Raw genomic sequence first — 13,719 nt, forward strand, 5'->3', positions numbered from 1 at the left:
GCGGCCACCGACCCGAACTACCTCGCCCATGAACACCCGACCCACACATCCGTCACAAGACCCATATTTATGACCGAGAGTCATAAGCCGCAGAGGCGATGGTTACTTCCGGGGCGACACGCCGATATGTCCGCACGCGGCCGGCCGAGGCGAGGCGGGAGTGGGCGGAGGGTGTGGGATTCGAACCCACGAAGACATCGCTGCCTTACCGGTTTTCAAGACCAGCGCCATCGGCCACTAGGCGAACCCTCCCGGCACGCCCCCGAGGGGTGCGCGACCGGGGACCAGTCTGCCACGAACCCCGTACCGGGCAAGCCGCCGTCCCACCACAGTTGCGAGAATGTGTGCATGTGGAAGAGCCCGGCAGTGGTGCTGATCAGCGGAATCATGGCCGCAGGCAAGTCCACAGTGGCCGAAGGGCTGGCCCGGCAGCTGCCCCGCTCGGTGCACCTGCGCGGTGACGTGTTCCGCCGCATGATCGTCAGCGGGCGGGCCGACATGACCGCCGAGCCGACCGACGAGGCGCTGGGTCAGCTCCGGCTCCGCTACGACCTGGCCGCGTCGACCGCCGACCGGTACGCCGCGGCGGGCTTCACAGTCGTACTCCAGGACGTGGTGCTCGGCGCGGACCTGCCGGCCATGGTCGGCCGGATCCGGCACCGGCCGCTCGCCGTGGTGGTGCTCGCGCCCCGCGCCGAGGTGGTCGCGGCCCGCGAGCGGGACCGGCCGAAGACTGGGTACGGGGACTGGCCGGTGGCGGACCTGGACGCCGGGTTCCGGGCCGACACGCCCCGGATCGGGCTCTGGCTGGACACCTCCGACCAGACCCCGGAGGAGACGGTGACCGAGATCCTCGCCCGCGCGTGGACCGACGGGCAGATCGGGTAAGACTGAGTCATGCGCGCAGTCACGATCACGGAACCCGGCGGACCCGAGGCGCTCGTCTGGGCTCACGTGCCCGACCCCGAGCCCGGCCCCGGCGAGGTGGTCGTGGAGGTGCGGGCGAGCGCGGTGAACCGGGCCGACCTGTTGCAGCGGCAGGGGCACTACCCGCCGCCGCCGGGCGCGTCCGCGTACCCCGGTCTGGAGTGTTCGGGGACGGTGCGTGCGCTCGGTCCCGGCGTGACCGGCTGGTCGGTGGGCCGGGAGGTCTGCGCGCTGCTGGCCGGCGGCGGCTACGCCGAGCAGGTCGCGGTGCCGGCCGGGCAGCTGCTGCCGGTGCCGGCCGGGGTGGACCTGGTCGACGCGGCGGCGCTGCCGGAGGTGGCCTGCACTGTCTGGTCGAACGTGGTCGACCTGGCCCGGCTGGCCGAGGGCGACACTCTGCTGGTGCACGGTGGCGGCAGCGGGATCGGCACGTTCGCGATCCAGCTCGGCGTGGCGCTCGGCGCGACGGTGCTGGTCACTGCCCGCTCGGCGAAGCACGAGCGGCTGCGGGAGCTGGGCGCCGCCCACACGATCGACTACCGCGAGCAGGACTTCGTGGACGAGGTACGCCGGGTCACCGACGGCCGGGGCGCGGACGTGATCCTGGACATCATGGGCGCGTCCTACCTGCCCCGGAACGTGGCGGCGCTGGCCACCGGCGGGCGGCTGGTGGTGATCGGCATGCAGGGCGGCCGCAAGGGCGAGCTGGACCTGGGGATGCTGCTGGCGAAGCGGGCGGCGGTGCACGCCACGGCGTTGCGGTCCCGTCCGGTCGAGCAGAAGGCGGCGATCGTCCGGGGCGTACGCGATCAGGTGTGGCCGCTGGTGGAGGCGGGCCGGGTCCGGCCGGTGGTGCACGCCCGGGTGGACATGGCCGACGCCGCCGCGGCGCACCGCCTGGTGGAGACCAACGACCACCTGGGCAAGGTGCTGCTGGTCCGGTGAGGGTCAGCCCTGGCCGGGGCGCGGGAGCATGAGGCGCGGGCCGGGGCCCTCGACGGCGAGCGAGTCGCCGGGGTTGTAGAGCGTGCAGCGCTGCAACGACAGGCAGCCGCAGCCGATGCAGCCGTCCAGGTCGTCGCGGAGCTTGCCGAGCAGCCGGATCCGCTCGTCCAGCCGGTCCCGCCAGGCGCGGGACAGCGCGGCCCAGTCGTCGGGCGTGGGGGTACGGCCCGACGGCAGCGAGTCCAGCGCGGCCCGGATCTCCTCCAGCGAGACACCGACCTGCTGGGAGATCCGGATGAACGCGACCCGGCGCAGCTCGGTGCGGGCATAGCGGCGCTGGTTGCCGCCCGTGCGGGCGGCGTGGATCAGGCCGAGCCGCTCGTAGTAGCGCAGCGCCGAGGGGGCCACGCCACTGCGGTCGGCGAGCTGCCCGATGGTCAGTGTTGCTTCGTGCATCACACGGCCTTGAGTTGAAGTTCGCTTCAAGTCCGAGGCTATCGGTATGACGACGACCACCGCCACCGAACTGGGGCCGCTGCTGGACCGGGTGCGCGCCGGCCGCGAGTTCGGCGCCAACGTGTACTCGACGCTGGACGTGCTCCAGGTGCTCTACGACCGGGTGCTCCGGGTCACCCCGGCCACCGTGGACGACCCGGACCGGGACCGCTTCCTGCTCTCCAAGGGGCACGCGGTCGCCGGCTACTACGCGCTGCTCGCCGCGCGCGGCTTCGTACCGCCCGAGTGGCTGGACGACCAGGGCGGCCCGGCGAGCCGCCTCGGCGACCACCCGGACCGCACGCTCGTGCCGGGCGTCGAGATCGGTTCCGGTTCGCTCGGCCACGGCCTCGGGCTGGGCGTGGGCACCGCGCTCGGGCTGCGGGCCCAGGGCCGCACCGACCCCCGGGTGTACGTGCTGCTCGGCGACGCCGAACTGGACGAGGGCTCCAACCACGAGGCGATCGCGTACGCGGGCGCGACCGGGCTGGGCAGCCTGACCGCGATCGTGCTGGACAACCGCTCGGCCACGTACGGCTGGCCGGGTGGCGTGGCAAGCCGGTTCACGGTGAACGGGTGGAGCGCCGCCACCGTCGACGGGCGCGACCACGACGCCCTGCACGCCGCCCTCACCGGGCACGACGATCACCGGCCGCACGTCGTCGTCGCGGTCGTCACGGACGGGGAGTGAGCATGAGCAGCACCATGCGGGACGCGTTCGTGACCAGCACCGAGGAGGTGCTCGCCGATCCGCGTACGACGGTCGTGCTCGCCGACATCTCCGCCGACGCGTTCGAGCCGGCCGCCGCCCGGTACCCGGACCGGGTCGTCAACGTCGGCATCCGGGAGCAGTTGATGATCGGGGTCGCCGGTGGGCTGGCGCTGACCGGGCAGCGGCCGATCGTGCACAGCTACGCCCCGTTCCTGGTCGAGCGGGCGTACGAGCAGATCAAGCTGGACCTCGACCACCAGGGCGTCGGCGCGGTGCTCGTCGGCATCGGCGGCTCGTACGACCGGGCGGCGGCGGGGCGCACCCACCTCGGTCCGGCCGACGTGGCGCTGATCGACACGCTGCACGGCTGGACCGTGCACGTGCCGGGGCACCCGGACGAGGTCCGGCCGCTGCTGCGCGACGTCGTGTGCGGGCAGGACTCGGCGTACCTGCGGTTGTCCCTCCGGACCAACTCGCAGGCGTACCCGGAGGCGGGTGACCTGCGGGTGGTGCGCGACGCCGGGCCGGGCGCGCCGCTGCTGGTGGCGGTCGGGCCGGTGCTGGACCCGGCGCTGGCCGCGACTGCCGACCGGGCGGTGACCGTGGCCTACACCCACCGGCCGCGCCCGTTCGACACGGCCGGGCTGCGGGCGCTGGCCGGGACCGAGGTGATACTGGTCGAGCCGTACCTGGCGGGCACCTCGACGCGGGTGGTGTCCGAGGCGCTGGCCGACCGGCCGCACCGGCTGCTCGCGCTCGGGGTGGGCCGCGAGGACCTGCGCCGCTACGGCAGCGCCGAGGACCACGAACGCTGGCACGGCCTGGACGCCGCCGGGCTGCGCCGCTCGGTGGACACGTTCCTCACCTGAGCGTCCCGGACACGACGGAACCCCGCGACCTCGGCTCGTGCCAGGGTCGCGGGGTTCCGGTTCGGGCTCAGTGCGCGGCGGCGGGAGTGGCCGGGCGGCGGCGGGCGCGCTCGCGGGCCAGGATCCAGATCGCCTCGACGCCGTCCTTCCAGGTGATCTTCTTGCCCTCCTCGCGGCCCCGCGCGCGGTAGCTGATCGGCACCTCGTAGGGGCGGATGCGCTGGCGGAGCAGCTTGCCGGTGACCTCGGCCTCCATGCCGAAGCCCCGGGAGCGGACCTGGAGCGAGCGGTACAGCTCCAGCGGCATCAGCTTGAAGCAGGTCTCCAGGTCGCCGATGTAGGAGTTGTAGAGCACGTTCGCGGCGAGCGTGACGCCCTTGTTGCCCATCACGTACCAGAAGCTGTACGAGCTGTGGCTGCCGAAGGTCCGATTGCCGTAGACGACTGTCGCCCGCCCGTCGAGCACCGGCTCCAGCAGACGCGGGATGTCCTGCGGGTCGTACTCGAGGTCGGCGTCGAGGATGACCATGTACTCGCCCTCGGCGCTGTCGACGGCGGTCTTGATGGCCGCGCCCTTGCCGGCGTTGCGCTGGTGGGTGATCACCCGGAGGCGTGCGTCGTCGACCCGGCCCAGAATCTCACCGGTGCCGTCCCGGCTGCCGTCGTCCACGACGACGAGCTCGATCTCGCACGGGTAGTCCACCGCCAATGCCTGCTTGAGGGCATCCGCGATACGTTCTTCCTCGTTGTAGACCGGCATGAGGATCGAGAGCTTCACGGATTCTCCACTGAGGCGATGGCGGGTCGGGGCATAGCGTAGCCTGGCACATTGCTTCCGTCACGACAGCCCAGGCACCTATTCCTGGCGAATCGGAACCACCACCAGCCGGGCCACGTTCCTGCCGCCGTCCTTCGCCCCGGCCACCGCGACCGTCGTACCGATCTTGATGTCGTTCGATCGGATTGCGGTCCGGCGCTCGACCACCCGCAGTTTCTCGCCAAATGTCCAGGTCACTGTGAAACCGTCTGTGGACTTAACGGTCATCGACCTGTCGTCGATCGCCGTCACCTCGCCGCGCTGGACCGCCACGGTCTTCGTGCCACCGTCCCTGGTGCGCACCACCGCCTCGCCGTGCAGCGTGTTGCGCCGCAGCAGCACCCGGGCCCGGTGACGCCTGTTCCCCTCCTGCGCCCGTTCGCCCTTGCCGTCCGGCCCGGCCTGCGGCGTGCCGGTGGGCGCCGGCGCGGCGACCGGGTCCACGTCCAGGTCGCCGGCGTCGAGGCCGAGCGCGGCGAGCGCCTGGCCCTCCGCGCCCAGGGCGGCGCTCACCTCGACCGCCTGGTCGGGTGCCGCGCCGGGCCGGCTCGCGCCGCACCCGGCGAGTCCGAGCGCCGCGGCGGCGAGCAGCGCGGTGGCGCCGGTGACGATTCGCTGACGTGCCATCTGTGGTCCTTTCCTCGCGGTGACGACCCGAGCGTTCCGCACCGACACGAGGGGACGGTCAAGCCGATGTTCGAGCCCGGTAAGGATCCGGCGGCACCACGACTGTGAAGGCGGCCCCGCCCTCCGGGGCGTGCCCCGCGGTGATGTCCCCGCCGAGCCGGCGGATCAGCCCGGCGGCCAGCGCCAGGCCCAGCCCGCTGCCCACCTTGCGCACCCCCCGGTACCGCTGGTGCAGCGCGCCCCGCTCGAACGCCACGTCCAGGTCGTCGTCGGTGAGGCCGGGTCCGCCGTCCCGGACCTCCAGCGTCCCGCCGCCCGCCGGGCCGGCGGGCCGGACCGCGAGCGCCACCGGCGCCCCCGGCGGTACGACCCGCAGCGCGTTCTCCAGCAGCCCGTCCACGACCTGCCGGATCCGGCCCGGATCGGTGTACGCCGGCACCGGCGCGTCCGGCGTCTCCAGCCGGAACGGCACCCCGAGCGCCGCGCACCGGCCGGACCAGGCGCGCTCCGCGTCGGCGGCGAGCCGGGTCAGGTCGACCGGCAGCGGTTCCAGCGGAAAGTCGACCGCCTCCAACCGGGCCAGCGCCAGCAGGTCGCGGACCAGCCGGTCCAGGTGTTCGGCCTCGGCGAGCACGGTCCGGCCGGTCGCCGGCACCGCGTCGGCCTCGATCACCCCGTCGGCCAGCGCCTCGGCGTAGCCACGGATCGCGGTCAGCGGGGTCCGCAACTCGTGCGAGACGGAGAGCAGGAACTCGCGCTGCCGACCCTCGCTCGTGGCCAGCGCGGCGGCCAGGCCGTTCAGCGCGTGCGCCAGGTCGGCCACCTCGTCGGGCGGCTCGACCGGCACCCGGACCGCCCGGTCCCCGGCGCGCAGCCGCGCGGCGGCGGTGGCGGCGGTCCGGATCGGCCGGGCCAGCCGGCGGGCGAGAAGCAGTCCGGCGGCCGCCCCGGCGGCGAGTCCGGCGAGCAGCGGCAGCCAGAGTCCGCGCAGCACCTGCCGCCAGGGCGCGGCGCTCCGGGCGCGGGTCAGCACCACCCCGTCCCCGCCGGGCAGCGCCCGCGCCTCGACCAGCCGGCGTTCCCCGTCGACCAGCCGCCGGCCGGAGACGTTGCCGCCGCCGGCCACCCGTGTCACGAGCGGTCGGGGCAGGCCGGGCCGGTCGGCCTGCCCGCCCCGGATCAGGTACACCTCGATCTGCTGCTGACCCAGCTGGCGGATGAGCCGGTCCCCGGCGCCGTCGCGCTGGCGTACCGCCCGCACCCGGAGGACGTCGGCGGCGAGCCGGGCCTGGGCGGCGAGCGCCTCCTGGTCCCGGCGCTCCGCGCCGCGTACCGCCAGGGGCACCGCCACCAGCGCGGTCACGAGCACCGACACCAGCGCCACCGCGCAGGTGGCCAGGACCGCCCGGGCGGTGAGCGTCCGCCCGGGGCGGCGCGGCATCGCTCCCGTCGGCTGCTCAGGCATCGGCGGCGTACCCGACGCCCCGGTGGGTGCGGATCACGCTGTCCGGGCCGAGTTTCGCCCGGACCTGCGCCACGTGCACGTCGACGGTCCGGGTGCCGGCGTGCGCCGCGTACCCCCACACGCCGGCCAGCAGTTCCTCCCGGGTGAACACCCGGCCCGGGCGGGCCATGAGATGGGCGAGCAGGTCGAACTCGGTGGAGGTGAGCTGCACCGGCGTACCGGCGGCGGTCACCGTGCGGCGGGCCGAATCGAGTGTGACGGCGCCGAGCGTGCGGGGCTGTTCGGCGGGCACGCCGGACGTGCGGCGCAGCACCGCCCGCAGCCGGGCGAGCAGTTCGCGGGGACTGAACGGCTTGGTGACGTAGTCGTCGGCGCCCAACTCCAGCCCGACGACGCGGTCCACCTCGTCGTCCCGGGCGGTGAGGAAGATGACAGGTGTCCAGTCGCCGGCCGCGCGCAGCCGACGGCAGATCTCGGTGCCGGCCAGGCCGGGCAGCGCGATGTCGAGCACGCAGGCCACCGGGCGCAGCCGCCGCGCGGCGGCCAGCCCGGCCTCGCCGTCACGTTCCAGGTGTACGCCGAACCCGTCCCGGGTCAGATAGAGCCGGACCAGGTCGGCGATGGCCGGCTCGTCCTCCACCACGAGGACGAGCCCGGGCGGGGCGGCGGCGGTCACCGGCCCATGATGACCGACCGGCGACCGACCGGCCGGTCAGGAAATGTTCGGATCCGGTAAGGAGAGCGTCAGCGGGCCGGCGCCGGCCGGAGCACAGTGGGCCGGGCGCCCGCCGGCGGCTCGCCGATCGTGGCGACCACCCGCTCGGCCGGAGTCCGCAGGCGGGTACGGAAGGCGTGGTTGAGCAGCGTGTCGAGCTGCCACACCTGCTTCGGGTGATGGGTACGGATGACGAAACGCTCACGCGCCCCGTCGATGGCTGTCGCCGCCAGCTCCACACTGTGCGCCCGGGGATCGGGGCTCCACGTCACGTTGCTCAGCTCGCGCAGCTCAGTGTTGAGGTGCAGGCGCAGCCGGTGCAGTACCCGGGTCTGCCGGGTGACCACCAGGCGGCGGTGGGTGAGCAGCATCAGGTAGTCGCCGCCGACCGGGTCGTCCGGGCGGCTGCACCGGGTGACCAGGATGGTGGCGTCGCCGGAACCGACGCACCGGCGGAACACCGGCATGTGCCGGGTGACGGTCTGGGTCGCCAGGCCGGTCTCGGCGGCGGCCGGAAGGAACGTTCGCGAGAACACGTCCATGCCCGGTCCAACGACGCGATGACCAGGGGTGATATGGGTCACGCCCGATTTCTGGAACTTCCACACGTGCAAGTCGCACCTGCGGTGCGACACCGGCGGCCGGTCGGCTCAGAGCAGCTCGACGATCGTGGCGTTGGCCATCCCGCCGCCCTCGCACATGGTCTGCAGGCCGTAGCGGATGCCGTTGTCCCGCATGTGCTGGAGCATCGTGGTCATGATCCGCGCGCCGGACCCGCCGAGCGGGTGACCGAGCGCGATCGCCCCACCCCGGGGGTTGAGCCGCTCCGGGTCCGCCTCGGTCTCGGCCAGCCAGGCCAGCGGCACCGGGGCGAACGCCTCGTTCACCTCGTACACGCCGATCTCCTCGATGCCCAGCCCCGCCCGGCGCAGCGCCTTCGCGGTGGCCGGGATGGGCGCGGTCAGCATGGTGACCGGGTCGTCGGCGGCGACCACGGCGGTGTGCACCCGGGCCAGCGGGCGCAGGCCGTGCCGGCTGGCCCACTCGGCGGTGGTGACGGCGAGCGCGGCGGCGCCGTCGGAGATCTGCGACGCGGACCCGGCGGTGACCACGCCGTCGGCGCGGAACGGGGTGGCCAGCTCGCCCAGCTTGGCCAGCGAGGTGTCGCGGCGGATGCCCTCGTCGGCGGAGAACTTGCCGCCGTCGGCGAGCGCCACCGGCGCCAGCTCGGCCTCGAACGCGCCGGCGTCCTGCGCGGCGGCCGCCTTCTCGTGGCTGGCCAGCGCGAACTCGTCCAGCTGAGTACGCGAGAAGCGCCACCGCTGGGCGATCAGCTCGGCCCCGACGCCCTGGTTGAACGGCAGCGGCGAGTCCGCCGCGACGCCCTCGACTCCGCGGTAGCGCTCCAGGATCGCCGCGCTGAACGGCATCCCGCCGCCGACGCTGGAACCCATCGGCACCCGGGTCATCGACTCGACGCCACCGGCCACCACCAGGTCGGCCTGGCCGGAGAGAACAGTCGCGGCGGCGAAGTGCAGCGCCTGCTGGCTCGACCCGCACTGGCGGTCGAGCGTGGTGCCCGGGACCGACTCCGGCCAGCCGGCGGCCAGCACCGCGTTGCGGGCCACGTTCCAGGACTGCTCGCCGACCTGCGACACGCAGCCCCAGATCACGTCGTCGACCAGGCCGGGGTCGATGCCGGTGCGCTCGGCGAGCGCGCGCAGCACGTGCGCCGAGAGGTCGACCGGGTGCACTCCGGCGAGGCTGCCCTTGCGCCGCCCGACCGGGGTTCGTACCGCGCCGACGATGACCGCGTCACTCATGTCTACTCCCGGGTAACCTCGCTTGCCCCGATAGTACGTGCTGCCGGACCGGCCGTCCTCCTCCGGCGAGCGGACGGTGCGGCTGGCATGCTGGGCGGATGGATCCACAGTCGCCACCGGTCCGGCAGTGGCGGGTGCCGCGCGAGGTGCCGGTGCTCAAGGCGCTCGGCGCGCTCGCGCTGCTGGCCCTGGGGCTGCTCTTCGCCGGCGGTGACCCGGTCCGCCCGGGGCTGGCCGGGCTGGCCGCCGCCGGTCTGCTCGCCTGGGCGCTGCGCGACGTGGTCGCACCGGTCCGCCTCGCCGCCGACCCGGACGGGTTGACCGTGTTGCGGGGATTCGCCGGGCGACGCCGGCTGCCGTGGGACGCGGTGGAGGCGATCCGCCTGGAGCGGCGCGCCCGGCGCGGGATCACCGCCGAGACGCTGGAGATCGACGCCGGGGAGTCGCTGCACCTGTTCGGGCGGCGTGACCTGGACGCGCCGCTGGACGAGGTGGCGGCGGCGCTGGACGAGGCCCGCCCCACCGCGGGCTGAGGCTCAGCCGAGCAGCGCGGCGGTACGGACCAGGGTCAGGCCGATCAGCGCGACGAGCACGATCACGCAGCCCGCCACCTGGAACGCGGTCCGCCGTGACCGGGGGGCGTACGCCAGGATCAGCGACACCACCGCGCCGGCCGCCAGACCGCCGAGGTGCCCGGCCACCGAGATGCTCGGCACGGTGAACGTGAAGATCAGGTTGATCACCAGGATCGGGACGATCGCCGAGGTGTCCCGGCCCAGCCGCCGCATGATCACGAAGATGGCGGCGAACAGGCCGAAGACCGCCGTCGAGGCGCCGGCCGTGGTGCGGTTCGGCTCGGTGAAGACGTACGCCGCGACGTTGCCGCCCAGCCCGGCGAGCAGGTAGAGCGCCAGGAAGCGCAGCGGCCCGAGCACCGCCTCCAGCGTCCGGCCGAGCACCCAGAGCGCCCACATGTTGAGCAGCAGGTGCAGCACGCCGAAGTGCAGGAACATGGCGGTGACCAGCCGGTACCACTGGCCGTCGGCCACTCCGCCGATGGTGCCGTCGGGGAAGGCGGCCAGCCCCAGCACCGAGCCCCAGTCGGTCAGCGGGGTGCGATCGCCCATCAGGCCGCCGAGGCCACCGCCGGCCACCGCGTTGCCGCTGCGGGCCGAGGCGATGGAGACCAGCATCATCAGCACGTTCAGCGCGATCAGCGCCTTCGTGACGTTGCCCTGGCGGCCGGCGGCACCGCCACCGAAGGCGGTACGCGCCGGCCGCACGCTGCGGCGTCCCTCGGCGACACACTCCGGGCACTGGTGCCCGACGGAGGCGTCCCGCATGCACTCGGTGCAGATCGGCCGGTCGCATCGAGAGCAGCGGATGTACGTCTCCCGGCCGGGGTGCCGGTAGCAGACCGGAGTGGTCGGCACCGGGTCCCCGGTGGTGTCGCCTGGCTGGCCGGAGCGCTCAGTCATGCGAGCAAAGGTACCCGCGTGTCGCTCAGGCCTGCTGACGCTCGATCTCGACCCGCTCGATCACCACGTCCTGCAGCGGCCGGTCGCTCGGGCCGGTCGGGGTGTTGGCGATCGAGTCGACCACCTTCGCGGACTGCTCGTCGGCGACCTGGCCGAAGATGGTGTGCCGGTTGTTCAGGTGTGGCGTGGGCGACACCGTGATGAAGAACTGCGAGCCGTTGGTGCCCGGCCCGGCGTTCGCCATGGCCAGCAGGTACGGCCGGTCGAAGCGCAGCTCGGGGTGGAACTCGTCGCCGAACTTGTAGCCCGGGCCACCGCGTCCGGTGCCGGTCGGGTCGCCCATCTGAACCATGAAACCGCTGATCACGCGGTGCGAGACGGTGCCGTCGTAGTACGGCCCGCTGCCCGGCTGACCGGTACGCGGGTCGATGTACTCCCGGGTGCCCTCGGCCAGCTCCACGAAGTTGCGGACGGTCTTCGGCGCGTGGTTCGGGAAGAGCTCCAGCCGGATCGGGCCGGCGTTGGTGTGCAAGGTGGCGTAGACAGCCTCGGCCACGGGTACTCCTCACTCGTTGGTCAGTTCCTTGCGGATCCTCCCATGTGCCCGATCTGGCCATGCGGAGGCATCCGAAGGTGGAGGATGACGAAGGAACAACTCCCAGGAGGTGGGACCGTGTTTGGAATCGGGCGGCGAAAGACCCAGGGCCAGCTCGCCAAGGTGGAGCTGAACCAGGGCATCGGTCACCTGAGGCAAGCCGCGACGTACGCGGCGAAGGGTGCCGGCGCCACTGTCGGCCCGCGGGTCCAGGCAGCCCGGGGTGCCGTCGCGCCGACCGCGGTCATGGTCCGGGACCGGGCGTCCAGCGGGTTCGCGTCGACCGCCGCGGCGGTCGCGCCGGTGCTGCTGGCCGTGCGCAACGCCCGGGTCGAGGCCGCCGGTAAGGCGTCGGGTGGCCGCAAGGCGATGGCCGCGAAGCAGTCCGCGATGACGAAGAAGGCGAAGAGCATGAAGGCCGGAAAGAAGAAGCAGCGCAGGTCGCGGGGCATGACCGCGGGCCTGCTGGTGGCCGGGACCGTCGCCGGCCTGGCCGGGGCGATGGCCATGCGGCGCCGCCGCGAGCAGCAGGAGTGGGCCGAGTACGACCCGACCGGCACGCTCGGCGCGACCAGCACGCTCGGCGCGACCGGTCGCGACAAGCTGGAGCCGATGCGGGAGGACGTGGACACGATCGTGGTGGAGACCCCGGACGCGAGCGCGAAGGTGACGCAGGCCGGCCCGACCGGCGCCGGCTCCTCGGCGGTGGCCAAGGGCAGCAGCGCGTCGACCGCCACCTCCGGCAGCCAGCCGGTGATCCACCCGAACGACCAGGTCCCCTCCGTCGCCGAGGGCGCCCGGGACGTCTCGGGTCGCCCGGCCGACGACATCACCAAGGCCGTGCAGGCCGGCAAGAACGCCGCGAAGGCCGCCGGTCGTCGCTGACCTCGTACCGTCGGATCGGCGCCGGCACGTGGGACACCCCGCGTGGCCGGCGCCTCCGCGTGTGAGGCGTCCGGTTCGGCGTAGGGCGAAGGCTTACAGCCAGCCGTTGCGGCGGAACAGGCGGTAGAGCGTGAAGGACGCGGCGAGCATCAGCGCCCACACCCCCGGATAGCCGTACGTCCACCTCAGCTCGGGCATGTTGTCGAAGTTCATGCCGTAGATGCCGGCGATCGCCGTCCACACCGCACCGATCGCGGCCCAGGCGGCGATCTTGCGCATGTCGTTGTTCTGGTCGACGGTGACCTGGGCCAGCCGGGCCTGGAGGATCGAGTTGAGCAGGTCGTCGTAGGAGTTCACCTGCTCGACGGTGCGGCTGAGGTGGTCCTGCACGTCGCGGAAGTAACGCCGGACCTCCTGCGGCACCCACCGGTTGACCTCGGAGGTGAGCGTCATCAGCGGCCGCTGCAGCGGCACCACCGCCCGCTTGAACTCGACCAGCTCCCGCTTCATCTGGTAGATCCGCTGGATCCGGCCGCTGCTCTGCCGGTCGAAGACGTCCGCCTCCAGCACGTCGAGGTCGTCCTCCAGCCGGTCGGCGACCTCCAGGTAGAGGTCGACCACGCGGTCGGTGATCGCGTACGCGACGGCCCACGGGCCGTGCCGCAGCAGTTCCCGCTTCGCCTCCAGGTCGGCGCGGACCGGCGCCAGCCGGCAGGCGTCACCGTGCCGCACGCTGATCACGAACTGCGGCCCGATGAAGAGCATCACCTGGCCGGTCTCCACCACCTCGGAGTTCTCGGTCAGCTCCGCGTGTTCGCAGTAGCGGGCGGTCCGCAGCACCAGGAAGACGATCTCGCCGAAGTGCTCCAGCTTCGGGCGCTGCTGGGCCTTGACCGCGTCCTCCACTGCGAGCTCGTGCAGGCCGAAGGTGGCGGCGATCTCGGTCATCTCGGCCAGGTCCGGCTCGTGCAGGCCGAGCCAGACGAAGCCGTCCCGCTCCTGCCGGGCGGCGGCCAGTGCCTCGGCGTACTGGGCCCGGCCGGGGCGGCGCTCGCCGTCGACGTAGAGACCGCAGTCGACGATGCCGCTGCGCTCCGGGCCGGCCGGCTGGGCGGTACGGGGGGAGCCGTCGGCGTTGAGGATGCGGGACATGGCGCGTACCGGGGCCGCCCAGGCCCGGGGTCGTAGTGCCCGGCCGCCGTCGGGTCCGGCGGTTCGGTCGCGTGCCACCCGGTCCGTCATCTCTCGCCTCCTCTCCCTGGAGCTGCGGCTTGCAGGTTACGCCGACCGGCGGGAGGCGCAGCGCGGGAGCGGGACGGGCGGTGCGACGGAGGTCACGCGCCGGCGCCGGGCGGGCCGGGCCGCG

General features: G+C 73.5%; 16 protein-coding genes and 1 tRNA gene. 6 read left to right on the forward strand and 11 right to left on the reverse strand.

From position 1 onward, the window contains the following. Positions 1-165 precede the first annotated feature (165 nt). Positions 166-252, reverse strand: a tRNA-Ser gene (locus AMK25_RS26145). Between the two features lie 96 nt (positions 253-348). Here AMK25_RS26145 and AMK25_RS26150 point away from each other — a divergent pair. Together AMK25_RS26150 and AMK25_RS26155 are read left to right on the forward strand one after the other, a co-directional pair. Further along, complete coding sequence (locus AMK25_RS26150; protein ID WP_073831050.1) at positions 349-888, forward strand: AAA family ATPase; 540 nt, start codon at positions 349-351, stop codon at positions 886-888. 9 nt (positions 889-897) lie between these two features. Continuing rightward, positions 898-1,872 (forward strand): NAD(P)H-quinone oxidoreductase, encoded by a 975-nt coding sequence (locus AMK25_RS26155; protein WP_073831051.1) that lies wholly within the window; start codon positions 898-900, stop codon positions 1,870-1,872. 3 nt (positions 1,873-1,875) lie between these two features. Here AMK25_RS26155 and soxR read toward each other — a convergent pair whose 3' ends face one another. Beyond that, positions 1,876-2,328 (reverse strand): redox-sensitive transcriptional activator SoxR, encoded by a 453-nt coding sequence (gene soxR, locus AMK25_RS26160; RefSeq protein ID WP_073831052.1) that lies wholly within the window; start codon positions 2,326-2,328, stop codon positions 1,876-1,878. Between the two features lie 46 nt (positions 2,329-2,374). Between soxR and AMK25_RS26165 the strand changes: the two genes are divergently transcribed. Together AMK25_RS26165 and AMK25_RS26170 are read left to right on the forward strand one after the other, a co-directional pair. Then, positions 2,375-3,058, forward strand: coding sequence for a transketolase (locus tag AMK25_RS26165; RefSeq protein WP_073831053.1), 684 nt, complete (start codon positions 2,375-2,377; stop codon positions 3,056-3,058). A 14-nt stretch (positions 3,059-3,072) separates the two neighbouring features. Then, on the forward strand, positions 3,073-3,948 hold the full coding sequence (locus AMK25_RS26170; protein WP_073831175.1) for a transketolase family protein: 876 nt from the start codon (positions 3,073-3,075) through the stop codon (positions 3,946-3,948). A gap of 67 nt (positions 3,949-4,015) precedes the next feature. Here the strand turns inward: AMK25_RS26170 and AMK25_RS26175 are convergent, their stop codons facing one another. The 6 genes from AMK25_RS26175 to AMK25_RS26200 form a co-directional block, all read right to left on the reverse strand. Then, positions 4,016-4,726 (reverse strand): glycosyltransferase family 2 protein, encoded by a 711-nt coding sequence (locus AMK25_RS26175; protein WP_043327778.1) that lies wholly within the window; start codon positions 4,724-4,726, stop codon positions 4,016-4,018. Between the two features lie 78 nt (positions 4,727-4,804). Beyond that, entirely contained in the window at positions 4,805-5,392 is a 588-nt protein-coding gene (locus tag AMK25_RS26180; protein ID WP_073831054.1) for a hypothetical protein, read from the reverse strand. Positions 5,393-5,450: 58 nt separating this feature from the next. Next, positions 5,451-6,857: a sensor histidine kinase gene (locus tag AMK25_RS26185; RefSeq protein ID WP_073831055.1), complete on the reverse strand. Its 1,407-nt coding sequence runs from the start codon at positions 6,855-6,857 to the stop codon at positions 5,451-5,453. Next, positions 6,850-7,533, reverse strand: a complete 684-nt coding sequence (locus AMK25_RS26190) for a response regulator transcription factor (protein ID WP_073831056.1) — start codon at positions 7,531-7,533, stop codon at positions 6,850-6,852. Before AMK25_RS26190 ends, AMK25_RS26185 begins: the two co-directional genes overlap by 8 nt. A 68-nt stretch (positions 7,534-7,601) precedes the next feature. Next, a complete protein-coding gene (locus tag AMK25_RS26195) occupies positions 7,602-8,114 on the reverse strand; it encodes a hypothetical protein (protein ID WP_030499377.1) in 513 nt (170 codons plus the stop codon). A gap of 108 nt (positions 8,115-8,222) precedes the next feature. Next, positions 8,223-9,395, reverse strand: a complete 1,173-nt coding sequence (locus tag AMK25_RS26200) for a thiolase family protein (protein WP_073831057.1) — start codon at positions 9,393-9,395, stop codon at positions 8,223-8,225. A gap of 98 nt (positions 9,396-9,493) precedes the next feature. Here AMK25_RS26200 and AMK25_RS26205 point away from each other — a divergent pair, with 98 nt between their 5' ends. Beyond that, positions 9,494-9,928, forward strand: coding sequence for a PH domain-containing protein (locus tag AMK25_RS26205; RefSeq protein WP_073831058.1), 435 nt, complete (start codon positions 9,494-9,496; stop codon positions 9,926-9,928). A gap of 3 nt (positions 9,929-9,931) precedes the next feature. On the opposite strand, the gene AMK25_RS26210 is transcribed toward AMK25_RS26205, so the two are convergent. Next, positions 9,932-10,873 (reverse strand): rhomboid family intramembrane serine protease, encoded by a 942-nt coding sequence (locus AMK25_RS26210; RefSeq protein ID WP_073831059.1) that lies wholly within the window; start codon positions 10,871-10,873, stop codon positions 9,932-9,934. Positions 10,874-10,898: 25 nt separating this feature from the next. Continuing rightward, positions 10,899-11,429, reverse strand: coding sequence for a peptidylprolyl isomerase (locus AMK25_RS26215; RefSeq protein ID WP_073831060.1), 531 nt, complete (start codon positions 11,427-11,429; stop codon positions 10,899-10,901). Positions 11,430-11,513: 84 nt separating this feature from the next. Between AMK25_RS26215 and AMK25_RS26220 the strand changes: the two genes are divergently transcribed. After that, complete coding sequence (locus AMK25_RS26220; RefSeq protein WP_073831061.1) at positions 11,514-12,353, forward strand: hypothetical protein; 840 nt, start codon at positions 11,514-11,516, stop codon at positions 12,351-12,353. A 93-nt stretch (positions 12,354-12,446) separates the two neighbouring features. On the opposite strand, the gene corA is transcribed toward AMK25_RS26220, so the two are convergent. Beyond that, positions 12,447-13,595 carry a magnesium/cobalt transporter CorA gene (gene corA / locus AMK25_RS26225; RefSeq protein ID WP_073831062.1) on the reverse strand — a complete coding sequence of 383 codons (1,149 nt, stop codon included), beginning with the start codon at positions 13,593-13,595 and terminating at the stop codon, positions 12,447-12,449. Positions 13,596-13,719 lie beyond the last annotated feature (124 nt).

The organism is Micromonospora sp. TSRI0369 (assembly GCF_001905625.1).
Taxonomy (GTDB): Bacteria; Actinomycetota; Actinomycetes; order Mycobacteriales; family Micromonosporaceae; genus Micromonospora; species Micromonospora echinospora_A.

Coding starts and splice junctions, on each gene's coding strand:
- AMK25_RS26150 (WP_073831050.1), top strand. CDS start 349: ATGTGGAAGAGCCCGGCAGTGGTGCTGATCAGCGGAATCATGGCCGCA.
- AMK25_RS26155 (WP_073831051.1), top strand. CDS start 898: ATGCGCGCAGTCACGATCACGGAACCCGGCGGACCCGAGGCGCTCGTC.
- soxR (WP_073831052.1), bottom strand. CDS start 2,328: ATGCACGAAGCAACACTGACCATCGGGCAGCTCGCCGACCGCAGTGGC.
- AMK25_RS26165 (WP_073831053.1), top strand. CDS start 2,375: ATGACGACGACCACCGCCACCGAACTGGGGCCGCTGCTGGACCGGGTG.
- AMK25_RS26170 (WP_073831175.1), top strand. CDS start 3,073: ATGCGGGACGCGTTCGTGACCAGCACCGAGGAGGTGCTCGCCGATCCG.
- AMK25_RS26180 (WP_073831054.1), bottom strand. CDS start 5,392: ATGGCACGTCAGCGAATCGTCACCGGCGCCACCGCGCTGCTCGCCGCC.
- AMK25_RS26185 (WP_073831055.1), bottom strand. CDS start 6,857: ATGCCTGAGCAGCCGACGGGAGCGATGCCGCGCCGCCCCGGGCGGACG.
- AMK25_RS26195 (WP_030499377.1), bottom strand. CDS start 8,114: ATGGACGTGTTCTCGCGAACGTTCCTTCCGGCCGCCGCCGAGACCGGC.
- AMK25_RS26200 (WP_073831057.1), bottom strand. CDS start 9,395: ATGAGTGACGCGGTCATCGTCGGCGCGGTACGAACCCCGGTCGGGCGG.
- AMK25_RS26205 (WP_073831058.1), top strand. CDS start 9,494: ATGGATCCACAGTCGCCACCGGTCCGGCAGTGGCGGGTGCCGCGCGAG.
- AMK25_RS26210 (WP_073831059.1), bottom strand. CDS start 10,873: ATGACTGAGCGCTCCGGCCAGCCAGGCGACACCACCGGGGACCCGGTG.
- AMK25_RS26220 (WP_073831061.1), top strand. CDS start 11,514: ATGACGAAGGAACAACTCCCAGGAGGTGGGACCGTGTTTGGAATCGGG.
- corA (WP_073831062.1), bottom strand. CDS start 13,595: ATGACGGACCGGGTGGCACGCGACCGAACCGCCGGACCCGACGGCGGC.